We start from the raw sequence: 25,243 nt of genomic DNA on the forward strand, positions 1-25,243 counted from the left end.
GGCGCGCGCTGCGGCCGCCGCGCGGATACTGTCGCGCGGTGGACGAGCGAGCGGGCGGGCGAGGCGGGGTCGGGACGACCGACGGGGACCGGCAGCGGCGCACGGGGTGGTTCGTCGTCGCCGGCGGCGTCCTGCTCGCGCTCGTCGTGGCGCTCGCCGTCCGCCCGTGGGACGACGGGAGCGCGGGCCCGTCGCAGGACGCGGCAGTCCAGGTGCCGCGGGGGAGCGCGGCGGCGGCGACCCTGGTGCTCGACGCACGGGCGGGGGACGTGCGGGTCGCGGCCGGAGCCGCGGCGGGCGACCTGCTCGACGCCCGCGGTGCGGGTGCCGACGCCTCGGCGGACCACGACGGCACGGGGGACGAGCACGAGGTGCGGGTCACCGGGACGTCCGCCACCGTGCGCCTGGCCGGCGACGTGGCGTGGACGCTGCTGCTCACGGTGGGGGCCGACGACGTCACGCTGGACCTCGGGGAGCTCGACGTGCGTGCCGTCGAGGTGGCCGGCGGCGCGGGCGCCGTCGTGCTGTCCCTGCCGGCTGCGGCCGACACCCCACGGGCCACGGTCTCCGCCGGCGTCGACACGCTGGCGGTGCGCCTGGTGGACGGCGACGCCGCGCGCGTGCTCGTGGAGTCCGGTGCGGGCTCGGCCACGGTGGACGGCACCCGGACGGACGGGCTCGGTGCGGGCAGCGAGGTGACGACCGACGGCCTCGAGGTCGGTGGCGACCACTGGGAGGTCGTGGTCGCCGGGGGCGCGGGGAGCATCACGGTCGACCGCGCCCCCTGACGCGGCCGGAGTTGGCCTTTCCCGGCCATCTCTGGCAGACTGTCGGGGTTGCCCGCTGGGGTGTGCGTTCACGCGCGCCCATCGGCTGGGCGAACAGACGTGGCGAGCGTCCGGACCCCGGGGTCACCCGGTGGGGGGCGTTCGACGACAACCACGACCCCTGTCCCGGGAACGGTACGCAGCACAGAGCCGCGTCGCGCAGAGCGACACGCCCGAGTGCGGGGGTCGGACGGACCGGTTTTTCGAGAGAGAGAAGTAGACGACGCCATGGCGGGACAGAAGATCCGCATCCGGCTCAAGTCCTACGACCACGAGGTCATCGACAGCTCGGCGCGCAAGATCGTCGACACGGTGACTCGCGCTGGTGCGTCGGTCGTGGGTCCGGTGCCGCTGCCGACGGAGAAGAACGTCTTCTGCGTCATCCGGTCGCCCCACAAGTACAAGGACAGCCGCGAGCACTTCGAGATGCGCACGCACAAGCGGCTCATCGACATCATCGATCCCACGCCGAAGGCCGTCGACTCGCTCATGCGTCTCGACCTGCCCGCGGACGTGAACATCGAGATCAAGCTCTGATCGCTGGGAAGGGACTGATCTTCATGGCTACCCAGCAGAACGCGCGCCCCGTCACGGCGCTGCTCGGCACCAAGCTCGGCATGACCCAGGTGTGGGACGAGGCAGGACGCCTCGTGCCCGTCACCGTCGTCGCCGTGGGTACGAACGTCGTGACGCAGGTGCGCTCCGCTGAGAGCGACGGCTATGCCGCGGTGCAGCTGGCCTACGGCCAGATCGACCCGCGCAAGGTCACCATGCCGCTCAAGGGCCACTTCGAGAAGGCGGGGGTCACCCCCCGTCGGCACGTGGCCGAGATCCGTACGTCGAACGCTGCCGAGTACACGCTCGGGCAGGAGATCACGGCCGGGGCGTTCGAGCCCGGGCAGGTCGTCGACGTCACCGGGACCACCAAGGGCAAGGGCACCGCCGGTGTGATGAAGCGTCACGGCTTCCACGGCGTCGGCGCCTCCCACGGTGCGCACCGCAACCACCGCAAGCCCGGCTCGATCGGTGGCGCCTCCACGCCGTCGCGCGTGTTCAAGGGCATCAAGATGGCCGGTCGGATGGGCGTCGCCCGTCAGACCACCCAGAACCTGACCGTGCACGCGGTCGACGCCGAGAGGGGTCTGCTGCTCGTCAAGGGCGCAGTTCCGGGCCCCAAGGGCGGCGTCGTCGTCGTGCGTTCCGCTGCGAAGGGTGCGTGACCTCGATGAGCGACACGCTGACCGTCGACGTCCTCGACGACAAGGGCAAGAAGGCCGGCACGGCCGACCTGCCCGGTGACGTCTTCGACGCCACGACCAACATCCCCCTGATCCACCAGGTCGTCGTCGCCCAGCTCGCCGCCGCGCGGCAGGGCACCCACGACACCAAGAGCCGCGGCGAGGTCCGCGGTGGTGGCAGGAAGCCGTACAAGCAGAAGGGCACCGGCCGCGCCCGTCAGGGCTCGACCCGTGCGCCGCAGTTCGCCGGCGGTGGCGTCGTCCACGGCCCGACCCCGCGTGACTACTCGCAGCGGACCCCGAAGAAGATGAAGGCCGCGGCGCTCCGCGGTGCTCTCTCGGACCGTGCGCGTGCCGGTCGCGTCCACGTCGTCACGGGCTTCGCCCCGGGCGAGGTCCCGTCGACGAAGTCCGCCATCGCGGTGCTCGACAACCTCTCCGGCCGCAAGCACGTCCTCGTGGTCGTCGAGCGTCAGGACGAGATCACCTGGAAGTCGCTGCGGAACGTCGAGCGGGTCCACCTGCTCGTCGCCGACCAGCTCAACACCTACGACGTCCTCATCTCGGACGACGTGGTCTTCACGCAGGGCGCGCTCGACGCGTTCCTCGCCGGTCCCGTCACGCGCTCGAAGAGCTCTGCGGCGACCGCGACCACGTCCGACGACGAGGCCCGCGAGGAGACGAAGTGACCGCCCTCGGCAAGGACCCGCGCGACATCCTGATCGCGCCGGTCGTCTCGGAGAAGAGCTACGGCCTGCTCGACGAGGGGAAGTACACCTTCCTCGTCGACCCGCGGGCCAACAAGACCGAGATCAAGATCGCCGTGGAGCACGTCTTCGGCGTCAAGGTCGAGTCGGTCAACACCGCGAACCGTCAGGGCAAGGCCCGCCGGACCCGCTTCGGCATCGGCCGCCGCAAGAACACGAAGCGTGCGATCGTCACCCTCCGCGAGGGCTCGATCGACATCTTCGGCGGACCGGTCGGCTGACCGAGAGCGAAGAGGACTTACTTTCATGGGAATCCGTAAGTACAAGCCGACGACGCCCGGCCGTCGTGGCTCGAGCGTCGCCGACTTCGTCGAGATCACGCGCTCGCAGCCCGAGAAGTCGCTCGTCCGCCCGCTGCACAAGACGGGTGGCCGCAACTCGACGGGTCGTATCACGACGCGTCACCAGGGTGGCGGGCACAAGCGTGCCTACCGCGTGATCGACTTCCGTCGTCACGACAAGGACGGCGTGCCGGCCAAGGTCGCGCACATCGAGTACGACCCGAACCGCACCGCACGCATCGCGCTGCTGCACTACGCGGACGGCGAGAAGCGCTACATCCTCGCGCCGAACAAGGTGTCGCAGGGTGACGTGCTCGAGGCCGGTGCCGGGGCGGACATCAAGCCCGGCAACAACCTGCCGCTGCGCAACATCCCGACCGGTACGGTCATCCACGCCATCGAGCTCAAGCCCGGCGGCGGCGCGAAGATCGCACGGTCGGCCGGTGCGTCGGTGCAGCTGGTCGCCAAGGACGGGCCGTACGCGCAGCTGCGCATGCCGTCCGGCGAGATCCGCAACGTCGACCTGCGCTGCCGCGCCACGGTCGGCGAGGTGGGCAACGCCGAGCAGTCCAACATCAACTGGGGCAAGGCCGGCCGCATGCGCTGGAAGGGCAAGCGCCCGACCGTCCGTGGTGTCGCCATGAACCCGATCGACCACCCGCACGGTGGTGGCGAGGGCAAGACGTCCGGTGGACGTCACCCCGTCAGCCCGTGGGGCCAGTCCGAGGGCCGCACCCGTCGTCCGAACAAGCCGAGCGACAAGCTCATCGTGCGCCGTCGGCGCACCGGCAAGAAGCGCTGATAGGAGCCCGAGAGAATGCCTCGCAGCCTCAAGAAGGGCCCGTTCGTCGACGGCCACCTGCAGAAGAAGGTCGACGCGCAGAACGAGGCCGGCACGAAGAACGTCATCAAGACGTGGTCGCGTCGTTCGATGATCACGCCGGACTTCCTCGGCCACACGTTCGCGGTGCACGACGGCCGCAAGCACACCCCGGTGTTCGTGACGGAGTCGATGGTCGGGCACAAGCTCGGCGAGTTCGCCCCGACGCGGACGTTCCGCGGCCACGAGAAGGACGACCGGAAGGGCCGTCGCCGCTGACCCCCGGGTCAGCCTGGTGACGCCCTGACGGCAGAGACAAGAGAGCAGGACAGCGATGGAAGCCAAGGCGAAGGCGCGGTTCGTCCGCGTCACGCCCCAGAAGGCCCGCCGCGTCGTGGACCTCATCCGTGGCAAGCAGGCGGCGGAGGCCGTGGCGGTGCTGAAGTTCGCGCCGCAGGCCGCGGCAGAGCCCGTCCTCAAGACGGTGCAGTCCGCGGTCGCCAATGCGGTCGAGGGAGCGAAGCGCAACAGCGAGCGCCTCGACGAGGCAGACCTCTTCATCTCGGAGGTCTTCGTCGACGAGGGTCCGACGCTCAAGCGGTTCCGTCCGCGGGCGCAGGGTCGGGCCAGCCAGATCCTCAAGCGCACGAGCCACATCACCGTGGTCGTCGCTGAGCGTGAGACGAAGGGACGGGCCCGATAGTGGGACAGAAAGTCAACCCGCTCGGGTACCGCCTGGGCATCACGACCGACCACCGTTCGCGGTGGTTCGCCGACTCGACGAAGCCGGGTCAGCGCTACCGCGACTACGTCCGCGAGGACGTGCAGATCCGCAAGCTCATGAGCACGGGTCTCGAGCGCGCCGGCATCGCCAAGGTCGAGATCGAGCGCACGCGTGACCGCGTGCGCGTCGACATCCACACCGCCCGCCCGGGCATCGTCATCGGGCGTCGTGGCGCGGAGGCCGACCGCATCCGCGGCGAGCTCGAGAAGCTCACGGGCAAGCAGGTGCAGCTGAACATCCTCGAGGTCAAGAACGCCGAGATCGAGGCTCAGCTCGTCGCCCAGGGCATCGCCGAGCAGCTGGCGAGCCGCGTCTCGTTCCGCCGTGCCATGCGCAAGGGCATCCAGTCGGCCCAGCGCGCCGGTGCCAAGGGCATCCGGGTGCAGGTCTCCGGCCGCCTCGGCGGCGCGGAGATGAGCCGTACGGAGTTCTACCGCGAGGGTCGTGTGCCGCTGCACACGCTGCGCGCGAACATCGACTACGGCTTCTTCGAGGCCCGCACGACCTTCGGCCGCATCGGCGTGAAGGTCTGGGTCTACAAGGGCGACATGACCGAGAAGGAGTGGGCGCGCGAGCAGGCCTCGCAGGCTCCCCGTCCTTCGCGCGGCGGCCCGCGCGGTGACCGTGGGGACCGCGGCGACCGCGGCGACCGTGGCCCCCGCAGCGGTGCACGCCGTCCCGAGCGTCAGGACGCACCCGCCCCGGCCGCCGAGCAGGCGCCCGCGGCGGACGCGCCCACCGAGTCCGGAACGGAGGCCTGAGCCGTGCTGATCCCGCGCAGGCTGAAGCACCGTAAGCAGCACCACCCCGGGCGCTCCGGCGCCGCCACGGGTGGCACGACGATCTCGTTCGGTGAGTACGGCATCCAGGCTCTCGAGCCGGCGTACGTCACCAACCGGCAGATCGAGGCTGCTCGTATCGCCATGACCCGCCACATCAAGCGTGGAGGGAAGGTCTGGATCAACATCTACCCGGACCGTCCCCTCACCAAGAAGCCCGCCGAGACCCGCATGGGTTCCGGCAAGGGCTCGCCCGAGTGGTGGATCGCCAACGTCAAGCCGGGTCGAGTGATGTTCGAGCTCGCCGGTGTCCCGGAGCCGCTCGCGCGTGAGGCCATGCGTCGCGCGCAGCACAAGCTCCCGATGAAGACACGTTTCATCGTGCGCGAGGGTGGTAACTGATGGCTATCGGAACCAAGGAGCTGGCTCCCACGGAGCTGGACACCTTCGACGACGAGAAGCTGGTCGCCGAGCTGAAGAAGGCCAAGGAGGAGCTGTTCAACCTCCGCTTCCAGTCCGCGACCGGTCAGCTCGAGAGCCACGGGCGCCTCAAGGCCGTCCGCAAGGACATCGCGCGCATCTACACGATCCTGCGCGAGCGCGAGCTCGGCATCCGTACCGCCCCGAGCGCGGAGTGAGGCAACCATGACCACGAAGCACGAGCAGACGACGGCGACGTCGCAGCCCCGCGCGTACCGCAAGACCCGCCGCGGCTACGTCCTGTCCGACAAGATGGACAAGACGGTCGTCGTCGAGGTCGAGGACCGCGTCAAGCACCCGCTGTACGGCAAGGTCATCCGTCGCACGAGCAAGATCAAGGCGCACGACGAGCTGAACGCAGCCGGCGTGGGCGACCTGGTCGAGATCATGGAGACGCGGCCGCTGTCCGCAGCCAAGCGCTGGCGCCTCGTCGAGATCGTCGAGAAGGCCAAGTAACACTGCGTCGGGCCTCCGGGCCCCTGCAGCACAGCACCACGACAGTTGCCCACGGCGCGGGCGGGTCTCCCGCCCGCGGCGTGTGCACCACGGCAACCATCCGGATGGCCAGGCTCGCCGCCTCCGTGCGAGCGAGAACCCGCCAGACGACAGGAGTAGGTAGATGATCCAGCAGGAGTCGCGACTGCGTGTCGCCGACAACACGGGTGCCAAGGAGATCCTCTGCATCCGTGTGCTCGGCGGCTCCGGCCGCCGGTACGCGGGGATCGGCGACGTCATCGTCGCCACCGTGAAGGACGCCATCCCCGGCGGCAACGTCAAGAAGGGCGACGTCGTCAAGGCGGTCATCGTCCGCACCCGCAAGGAGCGTCGGCGTCCCGACGGCTCGTACATCAAGTTCGACGAGAACGCGGCCGTGATCCTCAAGAACGACGGTGAGCCTCGTGGCACGCGCATCTTCGGCCCGGTGGGCCGGGAGCTGCGTGACAAGAAGTTCATGAAGATCATCTCGCTCGCTCCGGAGGTGATCTGACCATGGCGAAGATCAAGAAGGGCGACCTCGTCCTCGTGATCTCGGGCCGCGACAAGGGCCAGCAGGGTCGTGTGCTGGAGGTCCTGCCGGAGACGCAGCGCGTCGTCGTCGAGGGCGTCCAGCGTGTGCAGAAGCACACCAAGGCCGGCCAGACGTCGCGCGGCACCCGCACCGGTGGCATCGAGACGATCGAGGCCCCCATCCACATCAGCAACGTGATGCTCGTGGACCCGGAGACCAAGAAGGGCACCCGGGTCGGCTACCGCACGGAGCAGGTCGAGCGCGACGGGCGCACGCGTACCGTGCGCGTCCGCGTCGCCAAGCGCTCCGGTAAGGACATCTGATGACCGAGACCACCATCGAGGCCCCGGCGCTGCCGCGTCTCAAGGCGCGCTACAACGACGAGATCCGGACGGCGCTCTTCGAGCAGTTCAGCCACGAGAACATCAACCAGGTGGCGCGGCTGGTCAAGGTCGTCGTCAACATGGGCGTGGGTGACGCCGCGAAGGACTCCAAGCTCATCGAGGGCGCGATCCGCGACCTGACCCAGATCACGGGCCAGAAGCCGCAGGTCACCAAGGCACGCAAGTCCATCGCGCAGTTCAAGCTGCGCGAGGGCATGCCGATCGGCGCGCACGTCACGCTGCGCGGCGACCGCGCCTGGGAGTTCCTCGACCGACTGCTGTCCACCGCGCTGCCCCGCATCCGCGACTTCCGCGGGCTGTCGCCCAAGCAGTTCGACGGCCACGGGAACTACACGTTCGGCCTCGTCGAGCAGTCCGTGTTCCACGAGATCGACCAGGACAAGATCGACCGTGTCCGGGGCATGGACATCACGATCGTCACGACCGCGACGACCGACGACGAGGGCCGCGCGCTGCTGAAGCAGCTCGGCTTCCCGTTCAAGGAGAACTGACATGGCGAAGACCGCCCTCATCAACAAGGCGGCCGCGAAGCCCAAGTTCGCGGTCCGTGGCTACACGCGCTGCCAGAAGTGCGGTCGTCCGCACTCGGTGTACCGCAAGTTCGGCCTGTGCCGGATCTGCGTGCGGGAGATGGCCCACCGCGGCGAGCTCCCCGGCGTGACCAAGAGCAGCTGGTAAGCCAGCGCACCTGCACGACCCTCCTGACGTCGGTAGGTCCGCGGCCCCTCACGGGGCCGCGGATACCCCGGCGAGAAAGGGCTGACGCCCGATGACCATGACCGACCCGATCGCAGACTTCCTGACGCGTCTGCGCAACGCGAACTCGGCGCACCACGACACGGTGACGATCCCGTTCTCGAAGCTCAAGAGCCACGTCGCCGAGATCCTGCAGGCCGAGGGCTACATCTCCGGCTGGACCGTCGAGGACGCCCCCGTGGGCAAGAACCTCACGATCACGCTGAAGTACGGCCCCAACCGCGAGCGTGCGCTCGCCGGCGTCAAGCGCGTGTCCAAGCCGGGCCTGCGCGTGTACGCCAAGTCGACCAACCTGCCGAAGGTGCTCGGCGGCCTGGGTGTGGCGATCCTGTCCACGTCCTCGGGGCTGCTGACCGACAAGCAGGCCGCCAAGAAGGGCGTGGGTGGGGAAGTCCTCGCCTACGTCTGGTAAGTCCGAGACGGAGAGGAGAACAGCCATGTCTCGAATCGGCAGGATCCCCGTCCCGGTGCCGGCAGGCGTCGATGTCGCCATCGACGACCGCCTCGTGACGGTCAAGGGCCCCAAGGGCACGCTCAGCCACACCATCGCGGCTCCCCTGACGGTGGACCGCGACGACGCGGGCGCCCTCGTGGTGACGCGTCCCGACGACGAGCGCCTCTCGCGCTCGCTCCACGGCCTGACCCGCACGCTGCTGGCCAACCTGGTCACCGGTGTCACGGAGGGCTACACCAAGAAGCTCGAGATCGTCGGCACGGGTTACCGCGTCACGGCGAAGGGCGACACCCTCGAGTTCGCACTCGGCTTCAGCCACCCTGTGGTCGTCGAGCCCCCGGCGGGCATCACGTTCGCCGTCGAGACCCCGACGAAGTTCTCGGTCCAGGGCATCGACAAGCAGCAGGTGGGCGAGGTCGCCGCGAACATCCGCAAGATCCGCAAGCCGGAGCCCTACAAGGGCAAGGGCGTGCGGTACGCGGGCGAGAACGTGCGCCGCAAGGTCGGAAAGGCTGGGAAGTAGCCATGGCTATCGGCATCAAGGGCAAGGGCACGACCATCGCTCGTCGTCGTCGCCACCTGCGCCTGCGCAAGAAGGTGGTCGGCACGGCTGCTCGTCCCCGTCTCGTCGTGACGCGTTCGGCGCGCCACATGACCGCACAGGTCGTCGACGACGCGATCGGCAAGACCCTCGCGTCCGCGTCGACCCTCGAGGCCGACCTGCGCGGCGACGACGGCGACAAGACGGCCAAGGCACGGAAGATCGGCGAGCTCGTGGCCGCCCGTGCGAAGGCTGCCGGCGTCGAGGCGGTCGTGTTCGACCGCGGCGGCAACAAGTACCACGGCCGTGTGGCTGCGGTCGCCGACGGCGCACGCGAGGGCGGTCTGGCCCTGTGACGACGAACTCCGCATCGAAGAAGAGGACTTTCTGATGGCTGCTCCTCAGCGCAGCAACACCGGTGCCGGCGGCACCGGCGGCGACCGCCGGGACGGCGGCCGTCGTGACGGCGGGCGGCGCGACGCCGCCGAGAAGAGCGCGTTCGTCGAGCGCGTCGTGACGATCAACCGTGTCGCGAAGGTCGTCAAGGGCGGCCGTCGCTTCAGCTTCACCGCGCTCGTCGTGGTGGGTGACGGTGACGGCACGGTCGGCGTCGGCTACGGCAAGGCCAAGGAGGTGCCCGCGGCGATCGCCAAGGGTGTCGAGGAGGCGAAGAAGAGCTTCTTCCGCGTCCCCCGAATCCAGGGCACCATCCCGCACCCCGTCCAGGGCGAGAAGGCCGCAGGCGTCGTGTTCCTGCGCCCCGCGTCCCCGGGTACCGGTGTGATCGCCGGTGGTCCGGTGCGTGCGGTGCTCGAGTGCGCCGGCATCCACGACGTGCTCAGCAAGTCGCTCGGGTCGTCCAACGCGATCAACATCGTGCACGCCACGGTCGAGGCCCTGCGCTCCCTCGAGGAGCCCGAGGCCGTGGCCGCCCGTCGTGGGCTGCCGCTCGACCACGTCGCGCCGCACGCGCTGCTGCGGGCTCAGGCCGCCGGCCGCGCCGCGGCGTCCGCGAAGGCGGGTGCGTGATGGCGCGTCTCAAGGTGACCCAGACCCGGTCCGCCATCGGCGGCAAGCAGAACCAGCGCGACACGCTGCGCACCCTGGGCCTGAAGCGGATCGGCGACGTCGTCGTCAAGGAGGACCGCCCTGAGATCCGCGGCATGGTCAACACGGTGACGCACCTGGTCGCGGTCGAGGAGGTCGAGTGACCATGGCCGACGACAAGAAGGCTGACGACAAGACGACGGAGACCGAGGCGCCCAAGGCCGCCAAGAAGGCTCCGGCGAAGAAGGCCGCCGCCAAGGCGGAGGCCGCCCCGGCTGCGGAGAAGAAGACGAAGGCCACGGCGGACGCGTCCGCCACGACCGAGTCCTCCGCGAAGGCCGAGAAGGCCCCGGGGAAGAAGAAGGCTCCGACGGCTGCTGCGAAGGCTGCCGCCGAGGCCGCTGCCCAGCCCGGCGCGGGTGGCACCCTCAAGGTGCACCACCTGCGTCCGGCCCCGGGCGCCAAGACCGCCAAGACCCGCGTGGGTCGTGGCGAGGCGTCCAAGGGCAAGACCGCCGGCCGCGGTACCAAGGGCACCAAGGCCCGGTACCAGGTGCCGGACCGCTTCGAGGGTGGGCAGATGCCGCTGCACATGCGGCTGCCCAAGCTCCGCGGCTTCAAGAACCCGTTCCGTGTCGAGTACCAGGTCGTCAACCTGGACAAGCTCTCGGCGCTGTACCCCGACGGTGGCGACGTGACGGTCGCCGACCTGGTCGCCAAGGGCGCGGTCCGCAAGGGCCAGCGCGTCAAGGTGCTGGGTGACGGCGACCTGACGGTCAAGGTCTCCGTCGCGGTGGACGCGTACTCCGCGTCCGCGAAGGACAAGATCGAGGCTGCCGGCGGGAGCGTCGCGGAGGGCTGAGCCCCCCGACGTCCGCACGGTCGGACCACCCCCAGCGGGCGGTCCCGGGAGAGATCCCGGGGCCGCCCGCTGTGCTGTTCCCGAGAGTCGACCCGGGCGGGCGTCGGAGGTATCGGAGCCCCCCGCCGCCCCCGCCGGGCGGCGACATGCCGTGTGACCTGCATCTCTCGACCTCGATCGGGTGGTCCGACACGGGGTGAGTCACGTTTCGTCATGGCAAGCGTTCCGACTTTCGAAGCAGCGGGTGAAAGGCGCCGCGCGGCTGGGGAGTACCACCCGTCGTTGTGGCCGCCTAGGTCCCGGTGTGTCCGGTGGTAGCCGTTACGTCGCGATGGACGCCCGTCCTGGACGGATGACCTACTTGAACCTGCAACCGGCTGTCGGAAGCGCAGTGCTCGGCAAGGAGCGCGGCACGACGGCCACCAGCGGGATCCAGGGGGAGCACCGGTCATGGGAACAGTCGCGAGCAGGCAGCGCAGGGCGGGCACGCGTCGTGCCGCCCTCGGCGCAGCGCTCGCCCTCGTCCTCGGCCTGGGTCTCGCTCCGGTCGTCAGCGTGCTGACCGCGAGCCCGGCGTCGGCGGCGACGACCGGCACGATCCAGGCCAGCTTCACCAACCACCGAGGCACCGACGGTTCCGGCACGCTCAACCCGACGACCAACAACACGACGGCCAACTGCATCAGGTACAACCCGGGCAGCGGCACGCTGACCACGTCGGAGGCGCGCACCGCGCACGGCAACGAGATCGTCAACTACCGGACGCGGTCGTGGTTCCTCTTCTACACCCCGTGGAGCGCGTGGCAGACGACGAACCGGTGCCCCACCAACCTGAGCGACGGGTTCACGAACAACGGCGACCTGCGCGAGGAGTACTCGCTCGGACAGAGCATCATCGGCCTGACGCCGTCCCCGTCGACGACCGTCGCGAGCGGCACCTCCTTCCTCCTGGGGACGTTCCGCCACTACAACAACCCCATCACGGCGACCGCCAGCTACTACGAGGGCACGATGGGTGTCAGCCTCGGCGGTTCGGCTCTCTCGTCGACGTACGTGCTGCACGAGACGCCGAACAGCGCCACGCCCGCGTCCTCTCCGGTGAACAACGACACGGTCACCTTCACCAACCTCCTCCGCACCGAGACGGTCTCGCTCAACGGGATGACGTACCGCCTCAGCGTCCAGGGCTTCACGACCGCGGGGACCGGCACCGCGCAGTGCGCGAGCACCCCCACCGGGTCGTTCTCGACCGTCGTGCAGACCGTCGAGGAGACGACGACCGTCGCGTGCCTGTGGGCCCGCCTGGACCAGGTCCGTCCGCTCAGCGTGGTCAAGCAGGTCGCCGCCGCGGGCGACGTGCCGGGGTCCATCCCCACGACGACCTTCACGTCCGCGTCGTCCGTGAGCAACTCACCGTGGGCCGCGTCGAGCTTCTCCCTCACGCCCACGGCCATCACGGGCACCGGCAGCAGCGCCGCGCTCGCCGCCCGCGACTTCCGTGCGACGGGCGAGCGGGTGACCCTGACCGAGGGTGTGCCGGCCACGAGCTGGGAGCTCTCGTCGATCACGTGCTGGGACGGTGGCGGCGCCGCCCTCACCGGTGGCGTGACGGTCACGCTCGTCACCCGCCAGGTCGTCCTCGAGAACGTCCCGGAGGCCACGAGCGCTCAGACGGCGCCCATCGTCTGCACCTTCGTCAACACGTACGTCGCGCCCACGGTGCTGACGCTCATCAGCACCACGATCCCGAGCGGGACCGCGGCGGTCCCGACCCCGGGCTGGTCCTTCACGGTCGACGCCGTCGGTGCGCCGCTGGTCACCGCGGGTGCCGCCGGGTCGGTCGCAGCGACCATCCCGGTCCCGGCCGGGAACCGCGTCGTGCGCATCACCGAGACCCTGCAGACCGGTTACGTGTTCGACAGCATGGTCTGCCGGCGCAACGACGTCGGTGCGCTCCCGGTCACGGTGACGGTGAACCCGTACGACCTCACGCTCGAGCGCGGCCGCAGCTACACGTGCTCGGCCCTCAACCTGCGCTACGGCGTGGACCTGGTGAAGCAGGCGTACCTCGCCACCGACACCACGTTCACCACGCCGCTCGCCGCGGGCCAGGAGCGTCAGGCCGGCACGCCCGTCGTCTGGCGGTACACGGTGCGCAACACCGGCCAGACCCCCTTGACCGGCATCGTGCTGCGCGACGCGTACACGGTGACCCCGACCGTCGGGAGCCCGACCACCGGACACACGGTGATCTCGTGCCCCGGCCGACCCGACATCCCGTCCGGCACCACGGTGACGATCCCGTCACTCGCGGCCGGCGCGGAGATCAGCTGTCAGTCCTCGGGGGTGCTGTGACACCACCCACCGACCGCCGGCCACACCCACCGACTTCCTCCACCCCTCGGGGCGCCCGCCCGGACGTCCCAGATCACGCCTCCGGGCGGACCCACCAGAAAGGCACGACCATGAACAAGAAGACCAAGGGCATCCTCGCCGGCACCGCCGGTGTCGCACTCCTCGCCGGCGGCGCGACCTTCGCGACGTGGTCCGACGAGGCGTTCCTCGGCGGCGGCAGCATCGTCTCCGGTGACTTCGCCGTCACGCCCGGCGACGCGCCGGTCTGGTACGACGTGTCCGGCGACCGTGTCGACGCGGTGGACCCGGCGCCCGTGACGGGCACCCTGGGCCACGAGATCGACCTCGCCACCTGGAAGATCGTCCCCGAGGACACCGCCGAGGCGGCCTACGAGTTCGACGTCACGCTCGAGGGTGACAACCTCGCGGCCCAGCTGAACCTCTCCGGTCTGGACGCGGTTGCCGGCAACGGCGGCGAGGTGACCTACCGGGTGTACGTGCCCGGGGCCACGGCCGGCTCCTACACGGAGATCACCGGGATCACGAACGACACGCTGACGTTCGTGGCCCACGACGCCGCGGCGAACCTCAAGGCCGGCGCGGGCAACATCGTCGTCGACGACACCTCCGCCACCGACGTGGTGGTCGTCGTCAGCGTCTCCTTCGACGCCGACGACACCGACTTCACGGGCGACGACATCGTCGACCTGGACGGCATCGGCGTCACCCTGACGCAGGTGCGCGGCAACGCCGTCAACGGCTTCTGACACACCACGGGCGGCGGGCCGGCATCCCGGCCCGCCGCCCGACGTCGCCGTCCCCACGCGCTCCGACCCACTCCCGGGAGGTACCCATGAGCACCACGCGCACCCCGCGCCGCCGCTGGCTCGCGGGTCTCCTCTCGATCGTCAGCACCGCGGCCGTCCTGGCCGTCCTCGCCCTCGCGATCGCCCTGGCGGTCGTCCCGCGGGTGCTCGACGGTGCCGCACTCACCGTCCTCACCGGATCGATGGTCCCCACCTACAACCCCGGCGACGTCGTCGTCGTCCGCGGCGTCAAGGACGCCCGCACCGAGGTGCGCGTGGGTGACGTCATCTCCTTCCAGCCGCTCCCGGACGACCCCACCCTCGTCACGCACCGGGTCATCGAGGTGCGCTCGACGTCCGACGGCCCCCGCTGGGTCACGCGCGGCGACGCCAACGGCGCCGACGACGAGCCGCTGCAGGCCAAGCAGATCAAGGCCGAGGTCGTCTACCACGTGCCCTACGTGGGTCACGTGATGCTGGCCGTCGGGCAGCACCGGTCGTCCGTCGTGGTCGGCGTGGCGCTCGCGCTGTTCGCGTACGCCGCCTGGATGGTCCTCAGCCCGGACCGTCGTCGTCGCGGCACGGACGCCGCCGCCGCGCCGCACGAGGACTCCGCGGACGCGCCCGGCACGACCGACGCCGCCGCGCCCACCGCCGCGGGAGCCGGACGGTGAGCCGGCGCAAGCTCTCCGCCATCGGCGTCGCCGCGGTCCTCGCGGCGTCGCTGGCCGCGGGCGTCACCTACACCCTGTGGTCCAGCGACGCGGTCGCCTCGGTCGGCGTCCTGCGCTCCGGGAACCTCGACCTCGAGCTGGTCGGTCCCGTCACGTGGACCGAGACCAGCCCCGACGTCGTGCCGGCCCACAGCGTGCCGAGCACGGACGGGACCGCCGCGCACCTGGCGACCCGCGGCGACACCTTCACCGTGTCGCAGTCGTTCCGCACCACCCTCGAGGGCGACAACCTGCGTGCGGTCCTCACGGTCGCCTGGCAGGAGCCCGCCTCGCTGCCCGCCGGCGTCACCGGCACGTACGTCGTGACCCCGCCCAGCGGCCCGCCGACGGCGCCGGTCGCGCTCGGCACGCCGCTCGTCCTGCCCGGTGGCGCCGCCCGCCTCGGCCCGGGCGTGGGGGAGTGGACCGTCACGGCCACGCTCTCCTGGGCGAACGCGGCCGTCGTGGTCGTGTCGCCGTCCGCGCTCGCGAACCCCGCGCCGGCCCCCGACGCCTACGGCACCCTCCTGATCGACCTGCAGCAGGTCCGCGACGGGGACGGGTTCGACTCGTGACCGTCACCTGGGCGCGGACCCGCGCACGCCTCGCGAGCCTGCCGACGCTCGCCGTCGTCGCGCTCACGGTCGGCGCCGCGCTCGTGCTGGGCGTCGTCGGCGGCGGCACCCTCGCGCTGTGGCGCGACACCGAGACCGTCACCGCACGCATGCCTGTCGGCGTCGTCGTCTTCGGCGTCGGGGCCCCCGCACCCGCCGGCACGCTGGCCGACTACGCGACGAGCCCCACGGACACGGTCGACTTCACGTTCGGCGCCGCGGCGGCCGCGACGCTGTACACGACGGGAGCGGTCGCCATCCCGTTCCAGGTCGACGCGCTCGCCCAGGGGCACCGTGGCCTGACCTACACGGTGACCCGGACCATCGCGCCCGGTGGGGTCTTCGCGGACTCCACGGTGCGGCTCGTCCGCGTCGCGAGCCCGGCCGCCTGCACGACGAGCGCGGCCGGACCGGACACCACGTCCTCGACACCGGTCGCCGCGACGTACAGCGACACCCGCGTGCTGACGGTCGAGCACTGGTGCCTGGTCGCCACGTTCGAGCGCATGAAGGGCACGTACGGCAACACGGCGAGCGTCGACGCGGGCGTCTCGACCTCCGGCGGGCTCACCGCGCAGCGCGCCACGGACCAGGACAGCTGGAGCGCGCAGGTCCGCAAGACGTTCGTGCCGGCCAACGAGCCGCAGCACCGCCTGACGCTGTCCTTCACGACCACGCGGCCGGTCCCGTGAGCCGGCCGGCCCGGGTCCTCGGTGCCGCGGCCGGCCTGCTCGCGCTCGTCGCCGGGCCGGTCGCGGGCCCGGCCGCCGCCGCACCGGTCCCCGTCGTCGCGGCGCCGGTCGTCGCCGCGCTCGACGACGCCCTGGTCACGACCTGGGACGGCCCGACCGTCAACCTGGCCGCGGACGGTTCGACCTACACGACGTCGTCCTCGTCGTTCTCCGGTACCCCGGTCGCCGTCCCGGGCGACACCCAGGGGCGGACCGTCACGGTCACCAACGACGGACCGGCCGACGCCGTCCTGCGCGGCTGGGTGCGGGGCGTCACGCTGCTCGACCCCGATGCGCTCGACGTGCACCACGCCACCGGGATGCCGACGGGCGACTTCTACACCGACCTCACGCTCGCCTGGCGCACGGCCTCGGGCGAGGGGCTGTCCTCCTTCCGGGAGCTCGCGGCCGCGGGCCGGACCCAGGTCGTCGAGCTCCTCCTGCCGCGGGGGGCGAGCACGCAGGTCACCGTGGTGACGTCGCTTCCCCTGACGGCCACCTCGGGCAACCGGGCGAACGTCGCGCCGCGCGCGGCCACGTACGAGGTCGAGCTCCGGCTCGACGGGCGGACGCCCACGGCGACCGCGAGCCCGACGCCGGGGACCGGCGGGTCCGGAGCCGGGTCGGGTGGCGCCGACGCAGCCGACGCCGCCGCCGCGGGCAGGGGCGCCGGTGGGGGAGCCCTGGCGGCCGCCGCGCTCGCGATCACCGGCCTCGACGTGCTCCGGGCCGCCCTGCTCGCGGTCGTCGGGATCGGTGTCGGATCCCTCCTCCTGGGGGCCGCACGCCGTCGCCGTGACGTCCAGCACCCGGGCGGGTCAGGTTCCACGCCCTCCGCGGGGTAGTCTCTACCGGCGGTCCGTCCCGCTCATCGACGGCGACGGGGTCGGAGGACGGCCCACACAGCAGGAGGACGACAGGTGCTCAGTGCATTCGCTCGGGCGTTCAGAACGCCCGACCTGCGGCGCAAGCTGCTCTTCACCATCGGGATGATGGTGCTCTTCCGTGTCGGGTCGTTCCTGCCGACCCCCGGGGTGAGCTATCCCAACGTGCAGGCCTGCATCGAGCAGACCGCCGACAACGACCTGCTGGGCCTGGTCAACCTGTTCAGCGGCGGCGCGCTGCTGCAGCTGTCGGTCTTCTCGCTGGGGATCATGCCGTACATCACGGCGAGCATCATCGTGCAGCTGCTGCGCGTGGTGATCCCCAAGTTCGAGGAGCTCCACAAGGAGGGCCAGTCCGGCACCGCGAAGCTCACGCAGTACACGCGGTACCTGACCATCGGCCTGGCGATCCTGCAGTCGACGACCATCATCACGTTCGCGCGCAGCGGCAACCTGTTCCAGGGCTGCACGCTCGAGGTCATCCCGGACGACTCGCCCATCACGCTGCTCATCATGGTCATCACGATGACCGCGGGCACGGGCCTGATCATGTGGTTCGGCGAGCTCATCACCGAGCGCGGCGTCGGCAACGGCATGTCGCTGCTGATCTTCACGTCGATCGCGGCGTCGTTCCCCGGCGCCCTGTGGTCGATCGCCGGCGGCAACGACGGTGTGGTCAAGTTCATCGCCGTCCTGGCCATCGTCGTGCTCGTCATCGGTCTCGTCGTGTTCGTCGAGCAGTCGCAGCGTCGGGTCCCGGTGCAGTACGCCAAGCGCATGGTGGGCCGGCGCATGTACGGCGGGTCGAGCACCTACATCCCGATCAAGATCAACATGGCCGGCGTCATCCCGGTGATCTTCGCGTCCTCGCTGCTCGCGGTGCCGACGCTGATCGCGCAGTTCGGCGACGCGACGGCCGGGTGGGTGCAGTGGATCAGCGTGAACGTCGCCGACCCCGCCGCTCCGCTGCACATCGCGATCTACATCGCCCTCATCATCTTCTTCTGCTTCTTCTACACGGCGATCACGTTCAACCCGGACGAGGTCGCGGACAACATGAAGAAGTACGGCGGCTTCATCCCGGGCATCCGCGCCGGCCGCCCGACGGCCGAGTACCTCGACTACGTCATCACGCGGATCACGACGCCCGGCTCGATCTACCTCGCACTGGTCGCCCTGCTCCCGATGATCGCGTTCATCGTCCTCGGCGTCGGCGCCAACATCCCGTTCGGTGGGGCCTCGATCCTCATCGTCGTGGGCGTCGGCCTCGAGACCGTCAAGCAGATCGAGTCCCAGCTGCAGCAGCGGCACTACGAAGGGTTCTTGCGTTGAGTGCACGTCTGGTCCTGCTCGGCCCGCCCGGTGCGGGCAAGGGAACGCAAGCCGCCCGCCTGGCGGAGCGGCTGGGTGTCCCGGCCATCTCGACGGGCGACATCTTCCGCTCCAACATCACGAACGGCACCGAGCTGGGTCGGCGTGTGCAGGACATCACCGCCTCCGGCGCGCTGGTCCCGGACGAGCTGACCAACGAGCTCGTGCGGGACCGCCTCGGCCAGGCCGACGCGACGGAGGGCTTCCTCCTCGACGGGTACCCCCGCAACGTCGCCCAGGTCGCGGCGCTGGACGAGATCCTCGCCGCGGCGGGCCGTGAGCTCGACCTCGCGCTCGAGCTCACGGTGGACCCGCAGGTCGTCGTCGAGCGCCTCGCGAAGCGCGCGGAGATCGAGGGGCGGGCGGACGACACGGAGGACGTCATCCGGCACCGGCTCGACGTCTACGCCGAGCAGACCGCGCCCATCTCGCAGGTGTACGCGGCCCGCGGCCTGCTCGTGCAGGTCGACGGCCTGGGCGAGGTCGACGACGTGACGGCCAGGCTCCTCGCGGTGCTCAGCCCGTCCCGCTCCTGAGGTCGCGGACGTGTTCGGTCGCGAGCGCATCGAGTACAAGACGCCCGAGCAGGTCGCTCTCATGCGGCGCGCCGGGCTCGTCGTCGCGGACGCGCTCGACGCGGTGCGGGCCGCTCTCGCCCCCGGGGTGACGACGGCCGAGCTCGACGCGGTGGCCGAGCACGTCATCACCGCCGCCGGCGCGACGCCCTCGTTCCTCGGGTACCACGGGTTCCCCGCGTCCCTGTGCGTCTCCGTCAACGACGAGATCGTCCACGGGATCCCCGGGTCGCGCGTGCTGCAGCCCGGTGACGTCGTCTCCGTGGACTGCGGGGCGATCGTCGACGGCTGGCACGGTGACTCGGCCTTCACGGTGGTGCTCGAGCCCGCCGACCCCGCGGATGTCGACCTCGCCGCCACCACCGAGGACGCCCTGTGGGCCGGGATCGCGGCGCTCGCCTCCGGCGACCGGCTCGGTGCGGTCGGCGAGGCGGTCGAGGACGTCGTCGAGGCGGCCGCGGCACGGACCGGGGCGGACCCGTTCGGCATCGTCGAGGACTACGTCGGCCACGGGATCGGCACGGCGATGCACCAGCCGCCCGACGTGCCGAACTTCCGCACCCGCGACCGCGGCCTCAAGCTGCGGCCCGGTCTGTGCGTCGCGGTCGAGCCGATGCTGGTGCGCGGCGCCCAGGAGAACCACACGCTGGCCGACGAGTGGACGGTCGTCACGGACGACGGCTCGCGCGCCGCCCACTGGGAGCACACGGTGGCGATCCTCCCGGAGGGCATCGTCGTCCTGACGGCGCGTGACGGGGGAGCGGAGCGGCTCGGGCGGCTCGGCGTGGCCGTGGCGTCCCCGCCGGTCTGAGACCTCACGGGAGCGCGGCGCGGCACCCGGCGGACCGGGCACCGCGCCGCTGCCCGTCAGAGCTGGCGCCAGCTGCCGTCCCCGCCGGCCTCGACCAGGCCGATGCCCCCGGCCGCGCCGTTGAACTGCCCGACCGGCGTGCCGTCGCGGTTGAACCAGTTGACCTGGAGCACCCCGACCGGCGAGGTGATGCCCTGGACGTGCACCGCGTGGGCGTTGGCGAAGAACGCCGACCAGCTGTCGTACGCGGTGTACAGGAAGCCGACCGAGGAGCCGAAGTAGGCCGGCCCGCCCCACACGGTCGTGTGGTACGACCAGCGCTGCCCGTCGGGCCCGTCGGTGGTGACCTCGACCTTGCCCCAGACGGCCAGGTTGAGCGAGGCGGTGGCCCCGATGGGCGCGGGCGCGGACGGCGCGGTGAGCGAGCTGACGAAGTCGGCCGCGGCGCCCTCGTCGAGCCGGGCGCCCAGGGTCTCCTCGGCGCGTCGGCGCACTGCCGGGTCGTCCGGGCGCAAGCGGTCGTCGTCGATCGTGGTGCTCATGTTCTCCCCCTGAGGTGTCGTCGCCACAGCGCCGGTGGGTGACGTGACGTAGAGCACTCCCGAGACTAGGACCGCGTCCGAGCGGCCCGGAATGTCGCCCCGGGGTGAAACCGTGCGCCCGCGCCGGGGCGCACGCGGTTCCCGCACACCCTCGCGATGGCGTACGATGGACCGTTGGTTGTGTGCGCCGCTGTGCGGCGACCATTCACCCCACGACACCCCGCATGTTCCCGTGCGGGGTGAGGCACGCCCGAGGGCGCGCCGGGGGGCGACCACCGGCAGGACACGACGAGCACGACAGTTAGCGGAGGACATGGCCAAGAAGGACGGCGTCATCGAGATCGAGGGCAGCGTGGTCGAAGCGCTGCCCAACGCGATGTTCCGCGTGGAGCTCGCGAACGGCCACAAGGTGCTGGCGCACATCTCGGGCAAGATGCGTCAGCACTACATCCGGATCCTCCCTGAGGACCGGGTGGTCGTCGAGCTCAGCCCGTACGACCTGTCCCGCGGGCGCATCGTCTACCGCTACAAGTAACCACCCCCATCGAGACGCCGTCGGTCGGGCCACCCGTGGCCCGGTACGCGGCGGCGGAGGAACGAACGCGATGAAGGTCAAGCCCAGCGTCAAGAAGATCTGCGACAAGTGCAAGGTGATCCGCCGGCACGGTCGCGTCCAGGTCATCTGCGAGAACCTGCGCCACAAGCAGCGCCAGGGCTGAGCAGACGCACCACCCGCCCCCGACCGGGGCAGCAAGCGCACCGCCGCTCCGTGATCGTCGCCCTCGGGCCGCGACCACGGTGAACCCCCAGCTCGGAGGCTGGGGCCCGCAATCACTGCGGGAGGACGGTGCGGCAGACCTCCGAGAGCAGTACAGGAGCCACCAGGCACATGGCACGTCTCATCGGTGTCGACCTGCCCCGCGACAAGCGGGTCGAGGTCGCCCTCACCTACATCTTCGGGGTCGGACGCACGCGTGCGCACCAGGCCCTGGCCGCCACGGGCATCAGCCCCGACGTCCGGGTCAAGGACCTGGGCGACACCGAGCTGGTCGCCCTGCGCGACTTCCTCGAGGGCAGCTTCAAGCTCGAGGGTGACCTCCGTCGCGAGATCGCCGCCGACATCCGCCGCAAGGTGGAGATCGGCAGCTACGAGGGTCTGCGTCACCGCCGCGGCCTCCCGGTGCGCGGTCAGCGCACCAAGACCAACGCGCGTACCCGCAAGGGCCCCAAGCGCACCGTCGCCGGCAAGAAGAAGGCCGGGCGCAAGTGACGCCGCGGGCTGGTCGCGCCTGCCGCTGACCGCCCGCCCGTCGGCCCACCGACCCGCAGACCTCGAGAGAAGAAGAGATGCCTCCCAAGTCCCGTACCGCCGTGCGCAAGCCGCGCCGCAAGGAGAAGAAGAACGTCTCCCACGGCCAGGCGCACATCAAGAGCACGTTCAACAACACCATCGTGTCCATCACCGACCCGTCGGGCGCCGTGATCGCCTGGGCGTCGTCCGGTCAGGTGGGCTTCAAGGGCTCGCGCAAGTCGACGCCGTTCGCCGCGCAGCTCGCGGCCGAGGCGGCTGCCCGTCGCGCCCAGGAGCACGGCATGCGCAAGGTCGACGTCTTCGTCAAGGGCCCCGGCTCGGGCCGTGAGACGGCGATCCGCTCGCTGCAGGCGACCGGCCTCGAGGTCGGCTCGATCCAGGACGTGACGCCGCAGGCCCACAACGGCTGCCGTCCCCCGAAGCGTCGCCGCGTCTGACCCGCGTCCGGCCGGGACGGTGCCCCGTGGTACCCGTCCCGGCCCTCGCGTGTCCGCCGCGCAGCACGCCCGACACCACGTGACGGGACGGGACTGCGCGCAGGCGCGTCGGACCATCACAGCACTCACGCCCAGACGTGCGGACCGAGGCACGTCCAGGCACGCAGTACCTGCGACAGCGTCATATGGCGGACGCTCGCGGAGAGGAAACACACCGTGCTGATCGCACAGCGTCCCACCCTGACCGAAGAGGTCATCTCGGAGCACCGTTCGCGGTTCTCCATCGAGCCCCTCGAGCCGGGGTTCGGCTACACCCTCGGCAACTCCATGCGCCGGACGCTCCTGTCGTCCATCCCGGGCGCCGCCGTGACGTCCATCCGGATCGACGGGGTGCTGCACGAGTTCTCGACGATCCCGGGTGTCAAGGAGGACGTCACCGAGATCATCCTCAACATCAAGAACCTCGTCGTCTCCTCGGAGAACGACGAGCCGGTCGTGATGTACCTGCGCAAGCAGGGCGCGGGCGAGGTCTCCGCCGCTGACATCGTCCCGCCCGCCGGCGTCGAGGTGCACAACCCCGACCTGCACCTGGCCACGCTGAACGAGAAGGGCAAGCTCGAGATCGAGCTGACCGTCGAGCGCGGCCGTGGCTACGTGTCGGCCAACCAGAACAAGTCGTTCGACGCCGAGATCGGTCGCATCCCGGTCGACTCGATCTACTCGCCGGTGCTCAAGGTGACCTACAAGGTCGAGGCGACCCGAGTCGAGCAGCGCACCGACTTCGACAAGCTCATCGTCGACGTCGAGACGAAGCCGGCGATCAGCCCGCGCGACGCGCTCGCGTCGGCCGGCCGCACGCTCGTCGAGCTGTTCGGCCTGGCGCGTGAGCTCAACGTCGAGGCCGAGGGCATCGAGATCGGCCCGTCGCCGACGGACGCGGCGCTGGCCGCGGACCTGGCGCTGCCGATCGAGGACCTGCAGCTGACGATCCGGTCCTACAACTGCCTCAAGCGCGAGGGCATCCACTCCGTGGGCGAGCTCGTGGCGCGGTCCGAGGCCGACCTCCTCGACATCCGCAACTTCGGCGCCAAGTCGATCACCGAGGTCAAGGAGAAGCTGGCCGAGCTGGGCCTGACCCTCAAGGACAGCCCGCTGGACTTCGACCCCTCGGCGGCCGGCGCCTACTACGGGGACGACGAGACCGACTTCGTCGAGGACGAGCAGTACTGACGTAGGTGGTCCTGCGACCGCGCGCTGACGCGCCGGACGCGGGACGTCGCCCTCACCGCAGAACCCAAGGAGTAGAGACCATGCCCACGCCCACCAAGGGTCCCCGGCTCGGTGGCAGCCCGGCGCACGAGCGGCTCATCCTCGCGAACCTCGCGACGGCGCTGTTCGAGCACCGGCGGATCACGACGACGGAGACAAAGGCCAAGCGCCTGCGTCCCCTGGCCGAGCGCCTCATCACGTTCGCCAAGCGCGGCGACCTGCACGCGCGTCGTCGCGTGCTGACCGTCGTCAAGGACAAGGGTGTCGTGCACACCCTGTTCACGGAGATCGCGCCCGCCGTGGCCGACCGCCAGGGCGGCTACACGCGCATCACCAAGATCGGCCCGCGCAAGGGCGACAACGCCCCCATGGCCGTCATCGAGCTCGTGCTCGAGCCGATGTCGCCCAAGCAGGCCGTCGTCAAGGAGGCCACCAAGGCCACCGAGCGGTCCGCGCCGAAGAAGACGGCTGCCGAGAAGTCGGCGCCCGTCGAGGACGCGCCCGTCGAGGACGCCCCGGTCGAGGACGCCCCCGTCGAGGACGCCGCGGCCGACAAGGCCTGATCCACCCCGCACGGCACGAGGCCCGCACACCGTCACGGTGTGCGGGCCTCGTCGTGCGTCTGCGTCGTGCGTCTGGTGCGGGGGCGCCGCGCTCAGTCGGACCGGGCGACGGACCGCACGGCGTCGGCACGGACGGCCTGCGCCCGGGTGCCGAGCGCCGGGGTACCGGCGGTGGGGGTGCGGGCGAGCAGCGCCGCCGCGGCCCGGGTGCGTGCGGTGAGGTCCTCGGTGAGGAGGTCCCGCAGCAGCGGGTCCGCGGTGCGTCGGGCCAGGGCCACGTTCCACGCGGCGGGGCCGACCAGGACGGCCACGAGCCCGCCGGGGGTGTGCGAGGCGTACAGGGTCGCCGTGGCGGTCTCGACGATCGCCGCCGTGCGCGAGTCGCCGGCCGCGGCGGCCAGCGCGGTGGCGATGCCACGTGCCGCCGCCAGGACGTGCGCCGGGGCCTGGTCGTCGGTGACGACGGTGCGCTCGCCGGGGTCGAGCAGGAGCACGTGCGCGACGTCCCCGAGCGCGTCGTGCAGGCGCTCGAGGACGTCGCGGACGGGGTCGTCCATCTCGCTGGTCGCGGGGTGGCTCAGAGGTCGATCTCGTCCTCGAGCTGCTTGAGCGCGCGACGCGCGAGCGCCAGGTTGGCCTTGGCACGGTCGAGGACGAGGTACGAGAAGACGCCCGTGAGGCCGGGACGCGACGCCAGACGGATCAGGTGGTACTGGCCGGTGAGGGTGATGAGGATGTCCTCGATCGTCTCGTCGAGGCCGAGGCTCTCGATGGCCCGCAGCTTGGAGCGGATGACCTCGGTGTTGACGGCCGCCGCCAGCTCGAGGTCGAAGGGCACGTTGGTGCGGGTGGCGAGGGCCATGCCGCTGCCGTAGTCGACGAGGGCGATGGCGAGGGCGCCGTCGAGGTCGAGGGTGCGGGACAGAGCGACGTCGGGGGCAGTCATGGGGTGTCCTTGGGTGACTCGGGTGACGCGGGGCGTCGGCCCGCGGATGGGCCTGATCGATGGTCGCCACCGTTAGTTCAATCTGCAACCTATGGATTCGTGCCGAACGCGTCGTACGCGCCGGTTCGCCCCGGCCGTACCGGACGAGTCGGCAGAGTGCTTTCACCCAGCGACCCGGCCACGCTCACCCGTCCGGCCGTGCGGCGGTAGCGTCGCGAGCATGGCCGCCCGACCGACGCCCGTCCTGCTCGTCCACGGCCTGCGC

40 protein-coding genes are annotated in these 25,243 nt (G+C 71.0%); 37 read left to right on the forward strand and 3 right to left on the reverse strand.

What is annotated here, in order from left to right; translation table 11 throughout:
• Window positions 1-38 precede the first annotated feature (38 nt).
• From Cph01nite_RS03715 to map, 31 genes are all read left to right on the forward strand, one after another.
• Window positions 39-788 carry a toast rack family protein gene (locus Cph01nite_RS03715; protein WP_203671239.1) on the forward strand — a complete coding sequence of 250 codons (750 nt, stop codon included), beginning with the start codon at window positions 39-41 and terminating at the stop codon, window positions 786-788.
• 267 nt (window positions 789-1,055) lie between these two features.
• The gene (gene rpsJ, locus Cph01nite_RS03720) at window positions 1,056-1,364 is read left to right on the forward strand and encodes a 30S ribosomal protein S10 (RefSeq protein ID WP_013117879.1); all 309 of its coding nucleotides are present in this window, start codon (window positions 1,056-1,058) and stop codon (window positions 1,362-1,364) included.
• Window positions 1,365-1,387: 23 nt separating this feature from the next.
• On the forward strand, window positions 1,388-2,047 hold the full coding sequence (rplC, locus tag Cph01nite_RS03725; protein ID WP_203671240.1) for a 50S ribosomal protein L3: 660 nt from the start codon (window positions 1,388-1,390) through the stop codon (window positions 2,045-2,047).
• 5 nt (window positions 2,048-2,052) lie between these two features.
• Window positions 2,053-2,754 carry a 50S ribosomal protein L4 gene (rplD, locus tag Cph01nite_RS03730; RefSeq protein WP_203671242.1) on the forward strand — a complete coding sequence of 234 codons (702 nt, stop codon included), beginning with the start codon at window positions 2,053-2,055 and terminating at the stop codon, window positions 2,752-2,754.
• Window positions 2,751-3,053: a 50S ribosomal protein L23 gene (gene rplW / locus Cph01nite_RS03735; RefSeq protein ID WP_203671244.1), complete on the forward strand. Its 303-nt coding sequence runs from the start codon at window positions 2,751-2,753 to the stop codon at window positions 3,051-3,053. The genes rplD and rplW overlap by 4 nt, the downstream gene beginning before the upstream one ends.
• 25 nt (window positions 3,054-3,078) lie before the next feature.
• Window positions 3,079-3,915 (forward strand): 50S ribosomal protein L2, encoded by an 837-nt coding sequence (rplB, locus tag Cph01nite_RS03740; RefSeq protein ID WP_203671246.1) that lies wholly within the window; start codon window positions 3,079-3,081, stop codon window positions 3,913-3,915.
• Between the two features lie 15 nt (window positions 3,916-3,930).
• Window positions 3,931-4,212 (forward strand): 30S ribosomal protein S19, encoded by a 282-nt coding sequence (gene rpsS / locus Cph01nite_RS03745; protein ID WP_013117874.1) that lies wholly within the window; start codon window positions 3,931-3,933, stop codon window positions 4,210-4,212.
• 55 nt (window positions 4,213-4,267) lie between these two features.
• Window positions 4,268-4,636, forward strand: a complete 369-nt coding sequence (rplV, locus tag Cph01nite_RS03750; protein WP_013117873.1) for a 50S ribosomal protein L22 — start codon at window positions 4,268-4,270, stop codon at window positions 4,634-4,636.
• Window positions 4,636-5,478: a 30S ribosomal protein S3 gene (gene rpsC / locus Cph01nite_RS03755; protein ID WP_203671247.1), complete on the forward strand. Its 843-nt coding sequence runs from the start codon at window positions 4,636-4,638 to the stop codon at window positions 5,476-5,478. The genes rplV and rpsC overlap by 1 nt, the downstream gene beginning before the upstream one ends.
• A gap of 3 nt (window positions 5,479-5,481) precedes the next feature.
• Window positions 5,482-5,898: a 50S ribosomal protein L16 gene (rplP, locus tag Cph01nite_RS03760; protein ID WP_203671254.1), complete on the forward strand. Its 417-nt coding sequence runs from the start codon at window positions 5,482-5,484 to the stop codon at window positions 5,896-5,898.
• Complete coding sequence (gene rpmC / locus Cph01nite_RS03765) at window positions 5,898-6,134, forward strand: 50S ribosomal protein L29 (protein WP_239069007.1); 237 nt, start codon at window positions 5,898-5,900, stop codon at window positions 6,132-6,134. The genes rplP and rpmC overlap by 1 nt, the downstream gene beginning before the upstream one ends.
• A gap of 7 nt (window positions 6,135-6,141) precedes the next feature.
• A complete protein-coding gene (gene rpsQ / locus Cph01nite_RS03770; RefSeq protein WP_203671261.1) occupies window positions 6,142-6,432 on the forward strand; it encodes a 30S ribosomal protein S17 in 291 nt (96 codons plus the stop codon).
• A gap of 163 nt (window positions 6,433-6,595) precedes the next feature.
• Window positions 6,596-6,964 (forward strand): 50S ribosomal protein L14, encoded by a 369-nt coding sequence (gene rplN, locus Cph01nite_RS03775; RefSeq protein WP_013117868.1) that lies wholly within the window; start codon window positions 6,596-6,598, stop codon window positions 6,962-6,964.
• 2 nt (window positions 6,965-6,966) lie between these two features.
• Window positions 6,967-7,308 (forward strand): 50S ribosomal protein L24, encoded by a 342-nt coding sequence (rplX, locus tag Cph01nite_RS03780; RefSeq protein WP_203671262.1) that lies wholly within the window; start codon window positions 6,967-6,969, stop codon window positions 7,306-7,308.
• Window positions 7,308-7,880: a 50S ribosomal protein L5 gene (gene rplE / locus Cph01nite_RS03785; protein ID WP_239069008.1), complete on the forward strand. Its 573-nt coding sequence runs from the start codon at window positions 7,308-7,310 to the stop codon at window positions 7,878-7,880. The genes rplX and rplE overlap by 1 nt, the downstream gene beginning before the upstream one ends.
• Before the next feature lies 1 nt (window position 7,881).
• Entirely contained in the window at window positions 7,882-8,067 is a 186-nt protein-coding gene (locus Cph01nite_RS03790) for a type Z 30S ribosomal protein S14 (protein WP_046528982.1), read from the forward strand.
• Between the two features lie 91 nt (window positions 8,068-8,158).
• Window positions 8,159-8,557 carry a 30S ribosomal protein S8 gene (rpsH, locus tag Cph01nite_RS03795; RefSeq protein ID WP_191782362.1) on the forward strand — a complete coding sequence of 133 codons (399 nt, stop codon included), beginning with the start codon at window positions 8,159-8,161 and terminating at the stop codon, window positions 8,555-8,557.
• Between the two features lie 25 nt (window positions 8,558-8,582).
• Entirely contained in the window at window positions 8,583-9,122 is a 540-nt protein-coding gene (gene rplF, locus Cph01nite_RS03800; protein ID WP_203671263.1) for a 50S ribosomal protein L6, read from the forward strand.
• Window positions 9,123-9,124: 2 nt separating this feature from the next.
• Complete coding sequence (rplR, locus tag Cph01nite_RS03805; protein ID WP_203671264.1) at window positions 9,125-9,496, forward strand: 50S ribosomal protein L18; 372 nt, start codon at window positions 9,125-9,127, stop codon at window positions 9,494-9,496.
• Window positions 9,497-9,530: 34 nt separating this feature from the next.
• Window positions 9,531-10,169 carry a 30S ribosomal protein S5 gene (gene rpsE / locus Cph01nite_RS03810; protein ID WP_203671265.1) on the forward strand — a complete coding sequence of 213 codons (639 nt, stop codon included), beginning with the start codon at window positions 9,531-9,533 and terminating at the stop codon, window positions 10,167-10,169.
• Window positions 10,169-10,351: a 50S ribosomal protein L30 gene (gene rpmD / locus Cph01nite_RS03815; protein WP_191782373.1), complete on the forward strand. Its 183-nt coding sequence runs from the start codon at window positions 10,169-10,171 to the stop codon at window positions 10,349-10,351. Before rpsE ends, rpmD begins: the two co-directional genes overlap by 1 nt.
• 2 nt (window positions 10,352-10,353) lie before the next feature.
• Window positions 10,354-11,049: a 50S ribosomal protein L15 gene (gene rplO, locus Cph01nite_RS03820; RefSeq protein WP_203671541.1), complete on the forward strand. Its 696-nt coding sequence runs from the start codon at window positions 10,354-10,356 to the stop codon at window positions 11,047-11,049.
• Window positions 11,050-11,499: 450 nt separating this feature from the next.
• Window positions 11,500-13,404 (forward strand): choice-of-anchor K domain-containing protein, encoded by a 1,905-nt coding sequence (locus Cph01nite_RS03825; protein ID WP_203671266.1) that lies wholly within the window; start codon window positions 11,500-11,502, stop codon window positions 13,402-13,404.
• 110 nt (window positions 13,405-13,514) lie between these two features.
• A complete protein-coding gene (locus Cph01nite_RS03830) occupies window positions 13,515-14,171 on the forward strand; it encodes an alternate-type signal peptide domain-containing protein (protein WP_203671268.1) in 657 nt (218 codons plus the stop codon).
• Window positions 14,172-14,257: 86 nt separating this feature from the next.
• Window positions 14,258-14,884, forward strand: coding sequence for a signal peptidase I (locus Cph01nite_RS03835; RefSeq protein ID WP_203671270.1), 627 nt, complete (start codon window positions 14,258-14,260; stop codon window positions 14,882-14,884).
• A complete protein-coding gene (locus Cph01nite_RS03840; protein WP_203671272.1) occupies window positions 14,881-15,498 on the forward strand; it encodes a hypothetical protein in 618 nt (205 codons plus the stop codon). Before Cph01nite_RS03835 ends, Cph01nite_RS03840 begins: the two co-directional genes overlap by 4 nt.
• On the forward strand, window positions 15,495-16,229 hold the full coding sequence (locus Cph01nite_RS03845; protein WP_203671274.1) for a SipW-dependent-type signal peptide-containing protein: 735 nt from the start codon (window positions 15,495-15,497) through the stop codon (window positions 16,227-16,229). Before Cph01nite_RS03840 ends, Cph01nite_RS03845 begins: the two co-directional genes overlap by 4 nt.
• Window positions 16,226-17,113, forward strand: a complete 888-nt coding sequence (locus Cph01nite_RS03850) for a hypothetical protein (protein ID WP_203671276.1) — start codon at window positions 16,226-16,228, stop codon at window positions 17,111-17,113. Before Cph01nite_RS03845 ends, Cph01nite_RS03850 begins: the two co-directional genes overlap by 4 nt.
• 75 nt (window positions 17,114-17,188) lie before the next feature.
• Window positions 17,189-18,484, forward strand: coding sequence for a preprotein translocase subunit SecY (gene secY / locus Cph01nite_RS03855; RefSeq protein ID WP_203671278.1), 1,296 nt, complete (start codon window positions 17,189-17,191; stop codon window positions 18,482-18,484).
• Window positions 18,481-19,059 (forward strand): adenylate kinase, encoded by a 579-nt coding sequence (locus Cph01nite_RS03860; protein WP_203671280.1) that lies wholly within the window; start codon window positions 18,481-18,483, stop codon window positions 19,057-19,059. The genes secY and Cph01nite_RS03860 overlap by 4 nt, the downstream gene beginning before the upstream one ends.
• A gap of 10 nt (window positions 19,060-19,069) precedes the next feature.
• Complete coding sequence (gene map, locus Cph01nite_RS03865) at window positions 19,070-19,909, forward strand: type I methionyl aminopeptidase (RefSeq protein ID WP_203671281.1); 840 nt, start codon at window positions 19,070-19,072, stop codon at window positions 19,907-19,909.
• Between the two features lie 56 nt (window positions 19,910-19,965).
• Here the strand turns inward: map and Cph01nite_RS03870 are convergent, their stop codons facing one another.
• The gene (locus Cph01nite_RS03870; RefSeq protein WP_203671282.1) at window positions 19,966-20,451 is read right to left on the reverse strand and encodes a VapA/VapB family virulence-associated protein; all 486 of its coding nucleotides are present in this window, start codon (window positions 20,449-20,451) and stop codon (window positions 19,966-19,968) included.
• Between the two features lie 313 nt (window positions 20,452-20,764).
• Here Cph01nite_RS03870 and infA point away from each other — a divergent pair, with 313 nt between their 5' ends.
• From infA to rplQ, 6 genes are all read left to right on the forward strand, one after another.
• Window positions 20,765-20,986 (forward strand): translation initiation factor IF-1, encoded by a 222-nt coding sequence (infA, locus tag Cph01nite_RS03875; protein ID WP_012867920.1) that lies wholly within the window; start codon window positions 20,765-20,767, stop codon window positions 20,984-20,986.
• A 70-nt stretch (window positions 20,987-21,056) separates the two neighbouring features.
• Entirely contained in the window at window positions 21,057-21,170 is a 114-nt protein-coding gene (rpmJ, locus tag Cph01nite_RS03880) for a 50S ribosomal protein L36 (RefSeq protein ID WP_013117849.1), read from the forward strand.
• Window positions 21,171-21,340: 170 nt separating this feature from the next.
• Window positions 21,341-21,721, forward strand: coding sequence for a 30S ribosomal protein S13 (gene rpsM, locus Cph01nite_RS03885; protein WP_046528974.1), 381 nt, complete (start codon window positions 21,341-21,343; stop codon window positions 21,719-21,721).
• A 77-nt stretch (window positions 21,722-21,798) separates the two neighbouring features.
• Window positions 21,799-22,200 (forward strand): 30S ribosomal protein S11, encoded by a 402-nt coding sequence (gene rpsK, locus Cph01nite_RS03890; RefSeq protein ID WP_013117847.1) that lies wholly within the window; start codon window positions 21,799-21,801, stop codon window positions 22,198-22,200.
• A 216-nt stretch (window positions 22,201-22,416) separates the two neighbouring features.
• Window positions 22,417-23,430, forward strand: coding sequence for a DNA-directed RNA polymerase subunit alpha (locus Cph01nite_RS03895; RefSeq protein ID WP_203671283.1), 1,014 nt, complete (start codon window positions 22,417-22,419; stop codon window positions 23,428-23,430).
• Window positions 23,431-23,510: 80 nt separating this feature from the next.
• Window positions 23,511-24,032, forward strand: coding sequence for a 50S ribosomal protein L17 (gene rplQ / locus Cph01nite_RS03900; protein WP_203671284.1), 522 nt, complete (start codon window positions 23,511-23,513; stop codon window positions 24,030-24,032).
• Between the two features lie 92 nt (window positions 24,033-24,124).
• Here the strand turns inward: rplQ and Cph01nite_RS03905 are convergent, their stop codons facing one another.
• The gene (locus Cph01nite_RS03905; RefSeq protein ID WP_203671285.1) at window positions 24,125-24,589 is read right to left on the reverse strand and encodes a hypothetical protein; all 465 of its coding nucleotides are present in this window, start codon (window positions 24,587-24,589) and stop codon (window positions 24,125-24,127) included.
• A gap of 20 nt (window positions 24,590-24,609) precedes the next feature.
• The gene (locus tag Cph01nite_RS03910) at window positions 24,610-24,978 is read right to left on the reverse strand and encodes a hypothetical protein (RefSeq protein ID WP_203671286.1); all 369 of its coding nucleotides are present in this window, start codon (window positions 24,976-24,978) and stop codon (window positions 24,610-24,612) included.
• Between the last annotated feature and the right edge of the window lie 265 nt (window positions 24,979-25,243).

Source organism: Cellulomonas phragmiteti (genome assembly GCF_016862775.1).
GTDB lineage: Bacteria > Actinomycetota > Actinomycetes > Actinomycetales > Cellulomonadaceae > Cellulomonas > Cellulomonas phragmiteti.

Coding starts and splice junctions, on each gene's coding strand:
- rpsJ (WP_013117879.1), top strand. CDS start 1,056: ATGGCGGGACAGAAGATCCGCATCCGGCTCAAGTCCTACGACCACGAG.
- rplC (WP_203671240.1), top strand. CDS start 1,388: ATGGCTACCCAGCAGAACGCGCGCCCCGTCACGGCGCTGCTCGGCACC.
- rplD (WP_203671242.1), top strand. CDS start 2,053: ATGAGCGACACGCTGACCGTCGACGTCCTCGACGACAAGGGCAAGAAG.
- rplB (WP_203671246.1), top strand. CDS start 3,079: ATGGGAATCCGTAAGTACAAGCCGACGACGCCCGGCCGTCGTGGCTCG.
- rpsS (WP_013117874.1), top strand. CDS start 3,931: ATGCCTCGCAGCCTCAAGAAGGGCCCGTTCGTCGACGGCCACCTGCAG.
- rplV (WP_013117873.1), top strand. CDS start 4,268: ATGGAAGCCAAGGCGAAGGCGCGGTTCGTCCGCGTCACGCCCCAGAAG.
- rpmC (WP_239069007.1), top strand. CDS start 5,898: ATGGCTATCGGAACCAAGGAGCTGGCTCCCACGGAGCTGGACACCTTC.
- rpsQ (WP_203671261.1), top strand. CDS start 6,142: ATGACCACGAAGCACGAGCAGACGACGGCGACGTCGCAGCCCCGCGCG.
- rplN (WP_013117868.1), top strand. CDS start 6,596: ATGATCCAGCAGGAGTCGCGACTGCGTGTCGCCGACAACACGGGTGCC.
- rplX (WP_203671262.1), top strand. CDS start 6,967: ATGGCGAAGATCAAGAAGGGCGACCTCGTCCTCGTGATCTCGGGCCGC.
- rplE (WP_239069008.1), top strand. CDS start 7,308: ATGACCGAGACCACCATCGAGGCCCCGGCGCTGCCGCGTCTCAAGGCG.
- Cph01nite_RS03790 (WP_046528982.1), top strand. CDS start 7,882: ATGGCGAAGACCGCCCTCATCAACAAGGCGGCCGCGAAGCCCAAGTTC.
- rpsH (WP_191782362.1), top strand. CDS start 8,159: ATGACCATGACCGACCCGATCGCAGACTTCCTGACGCGTCTGCGCAAC.
- rplF (WP_203671263.1), top strand. CDS start 8,583: ATGTCTCGAATCGGCAGGATCCCCGTCCCGGTGCCGGCAGGCGTCGAT.
- rplR (WP_203671264.1), top strand. CDS start 9,125: ATGGCTATCGGCATCAAGGGCAAGGGCACGACCATCGCTCGTCGTCGT.
- rpsE (WP_203671265.1), top strand. CDS start 9,531: ATGGCTGCTCCTCAGCGCAGCAACACCGGTGCCGGCGGCACCGGCGGC.
- rpmD (WP_191782373.1), top strand. CDS start 10,169: ATGGCGCGTCTCAAGGTGACCCAGACCCGGTCCGCCATCGGCGGCAAG.
- rplO (WP_203671541.1), top strand. CDS start 10,354: ATGGCCGACGACAAGAAGGCTGACGACAAGACGACGGAGACCGAGGCG.
- Cph01nite_RS03825 (WP_203671266.1), top strand. CDS start 11,500: ATGGGAACAGTCGCGAGCAGGCAGCGCAGGGCGGGCACGCGTCGTGCC.
- Cph01nite_RS03830 (WP_203671268.1), top strand. CDS start 13,515: ATGAACAAGAAGACCAAGGGCATCCTCGCCGGCACCGCCGGTGTCGCA.
- Cph01nite_RS03835 (WP_203671270.1), top strand. CDS start 14,258: ATGAGCACCACGCGCACCCCGCGCCGCCGCTGGCTCGCGGGTCTCCTC.
- Cph01nite_RS03870 (WP_203671282.1), bottom strand. CDS start 20,451: ATGAGCACCACGATCGACGACGACCGCTTGCGCCCGGACGACCCGGCA.
- infA (WP_012867920.1), top strand. CDS start 20,765: ATGGCCAAGAAGGACGGCGTCATCGAGATCGAGGGCAGCGTGGTCGAA.
- rpmJ (WP_013117849.1), top strand. CDS start 21,057: ATGAAGGTCAAGCCCAGCGTCAAGAAGATCTGCGACAAGTGCAAGGTG.
- rpsM (WP_046528974.1), top strand. CDS start 21,341: ATGGCACGTCTCATCGGTGTCGACCTGCCCCGCGACAAGCGGGTCGAG.
- rpsK (WP_013117847.1), top strand. CDS start 21,799: ATGCCTCCCAAGTCCCGTACCGCCGTGCGCAAGCCGCGCCGCAAGGAG.
- rplQ (WP_203671284.1), top strand. CDS start 23,511: ATGCCCACGCCCACCAAGGGTCCCCGGCTCGGTGGCAGCCCGGCGCAC.
- Cph01nite_RS03905 (WP_203671285.1), bottom strand. CDS start 24,589: ATGGACGACCCCGTCCGCGACGTCCTCGAGCGCCTGCACGACGCGCTC.
- Cph01nite_RS03910 (WP_203671286.1), bottom strand. CDS start 24,978: ATGACTGCCCCCGACGTCGCTCTGTCCCGCACCCTCGACCTCGACGGC.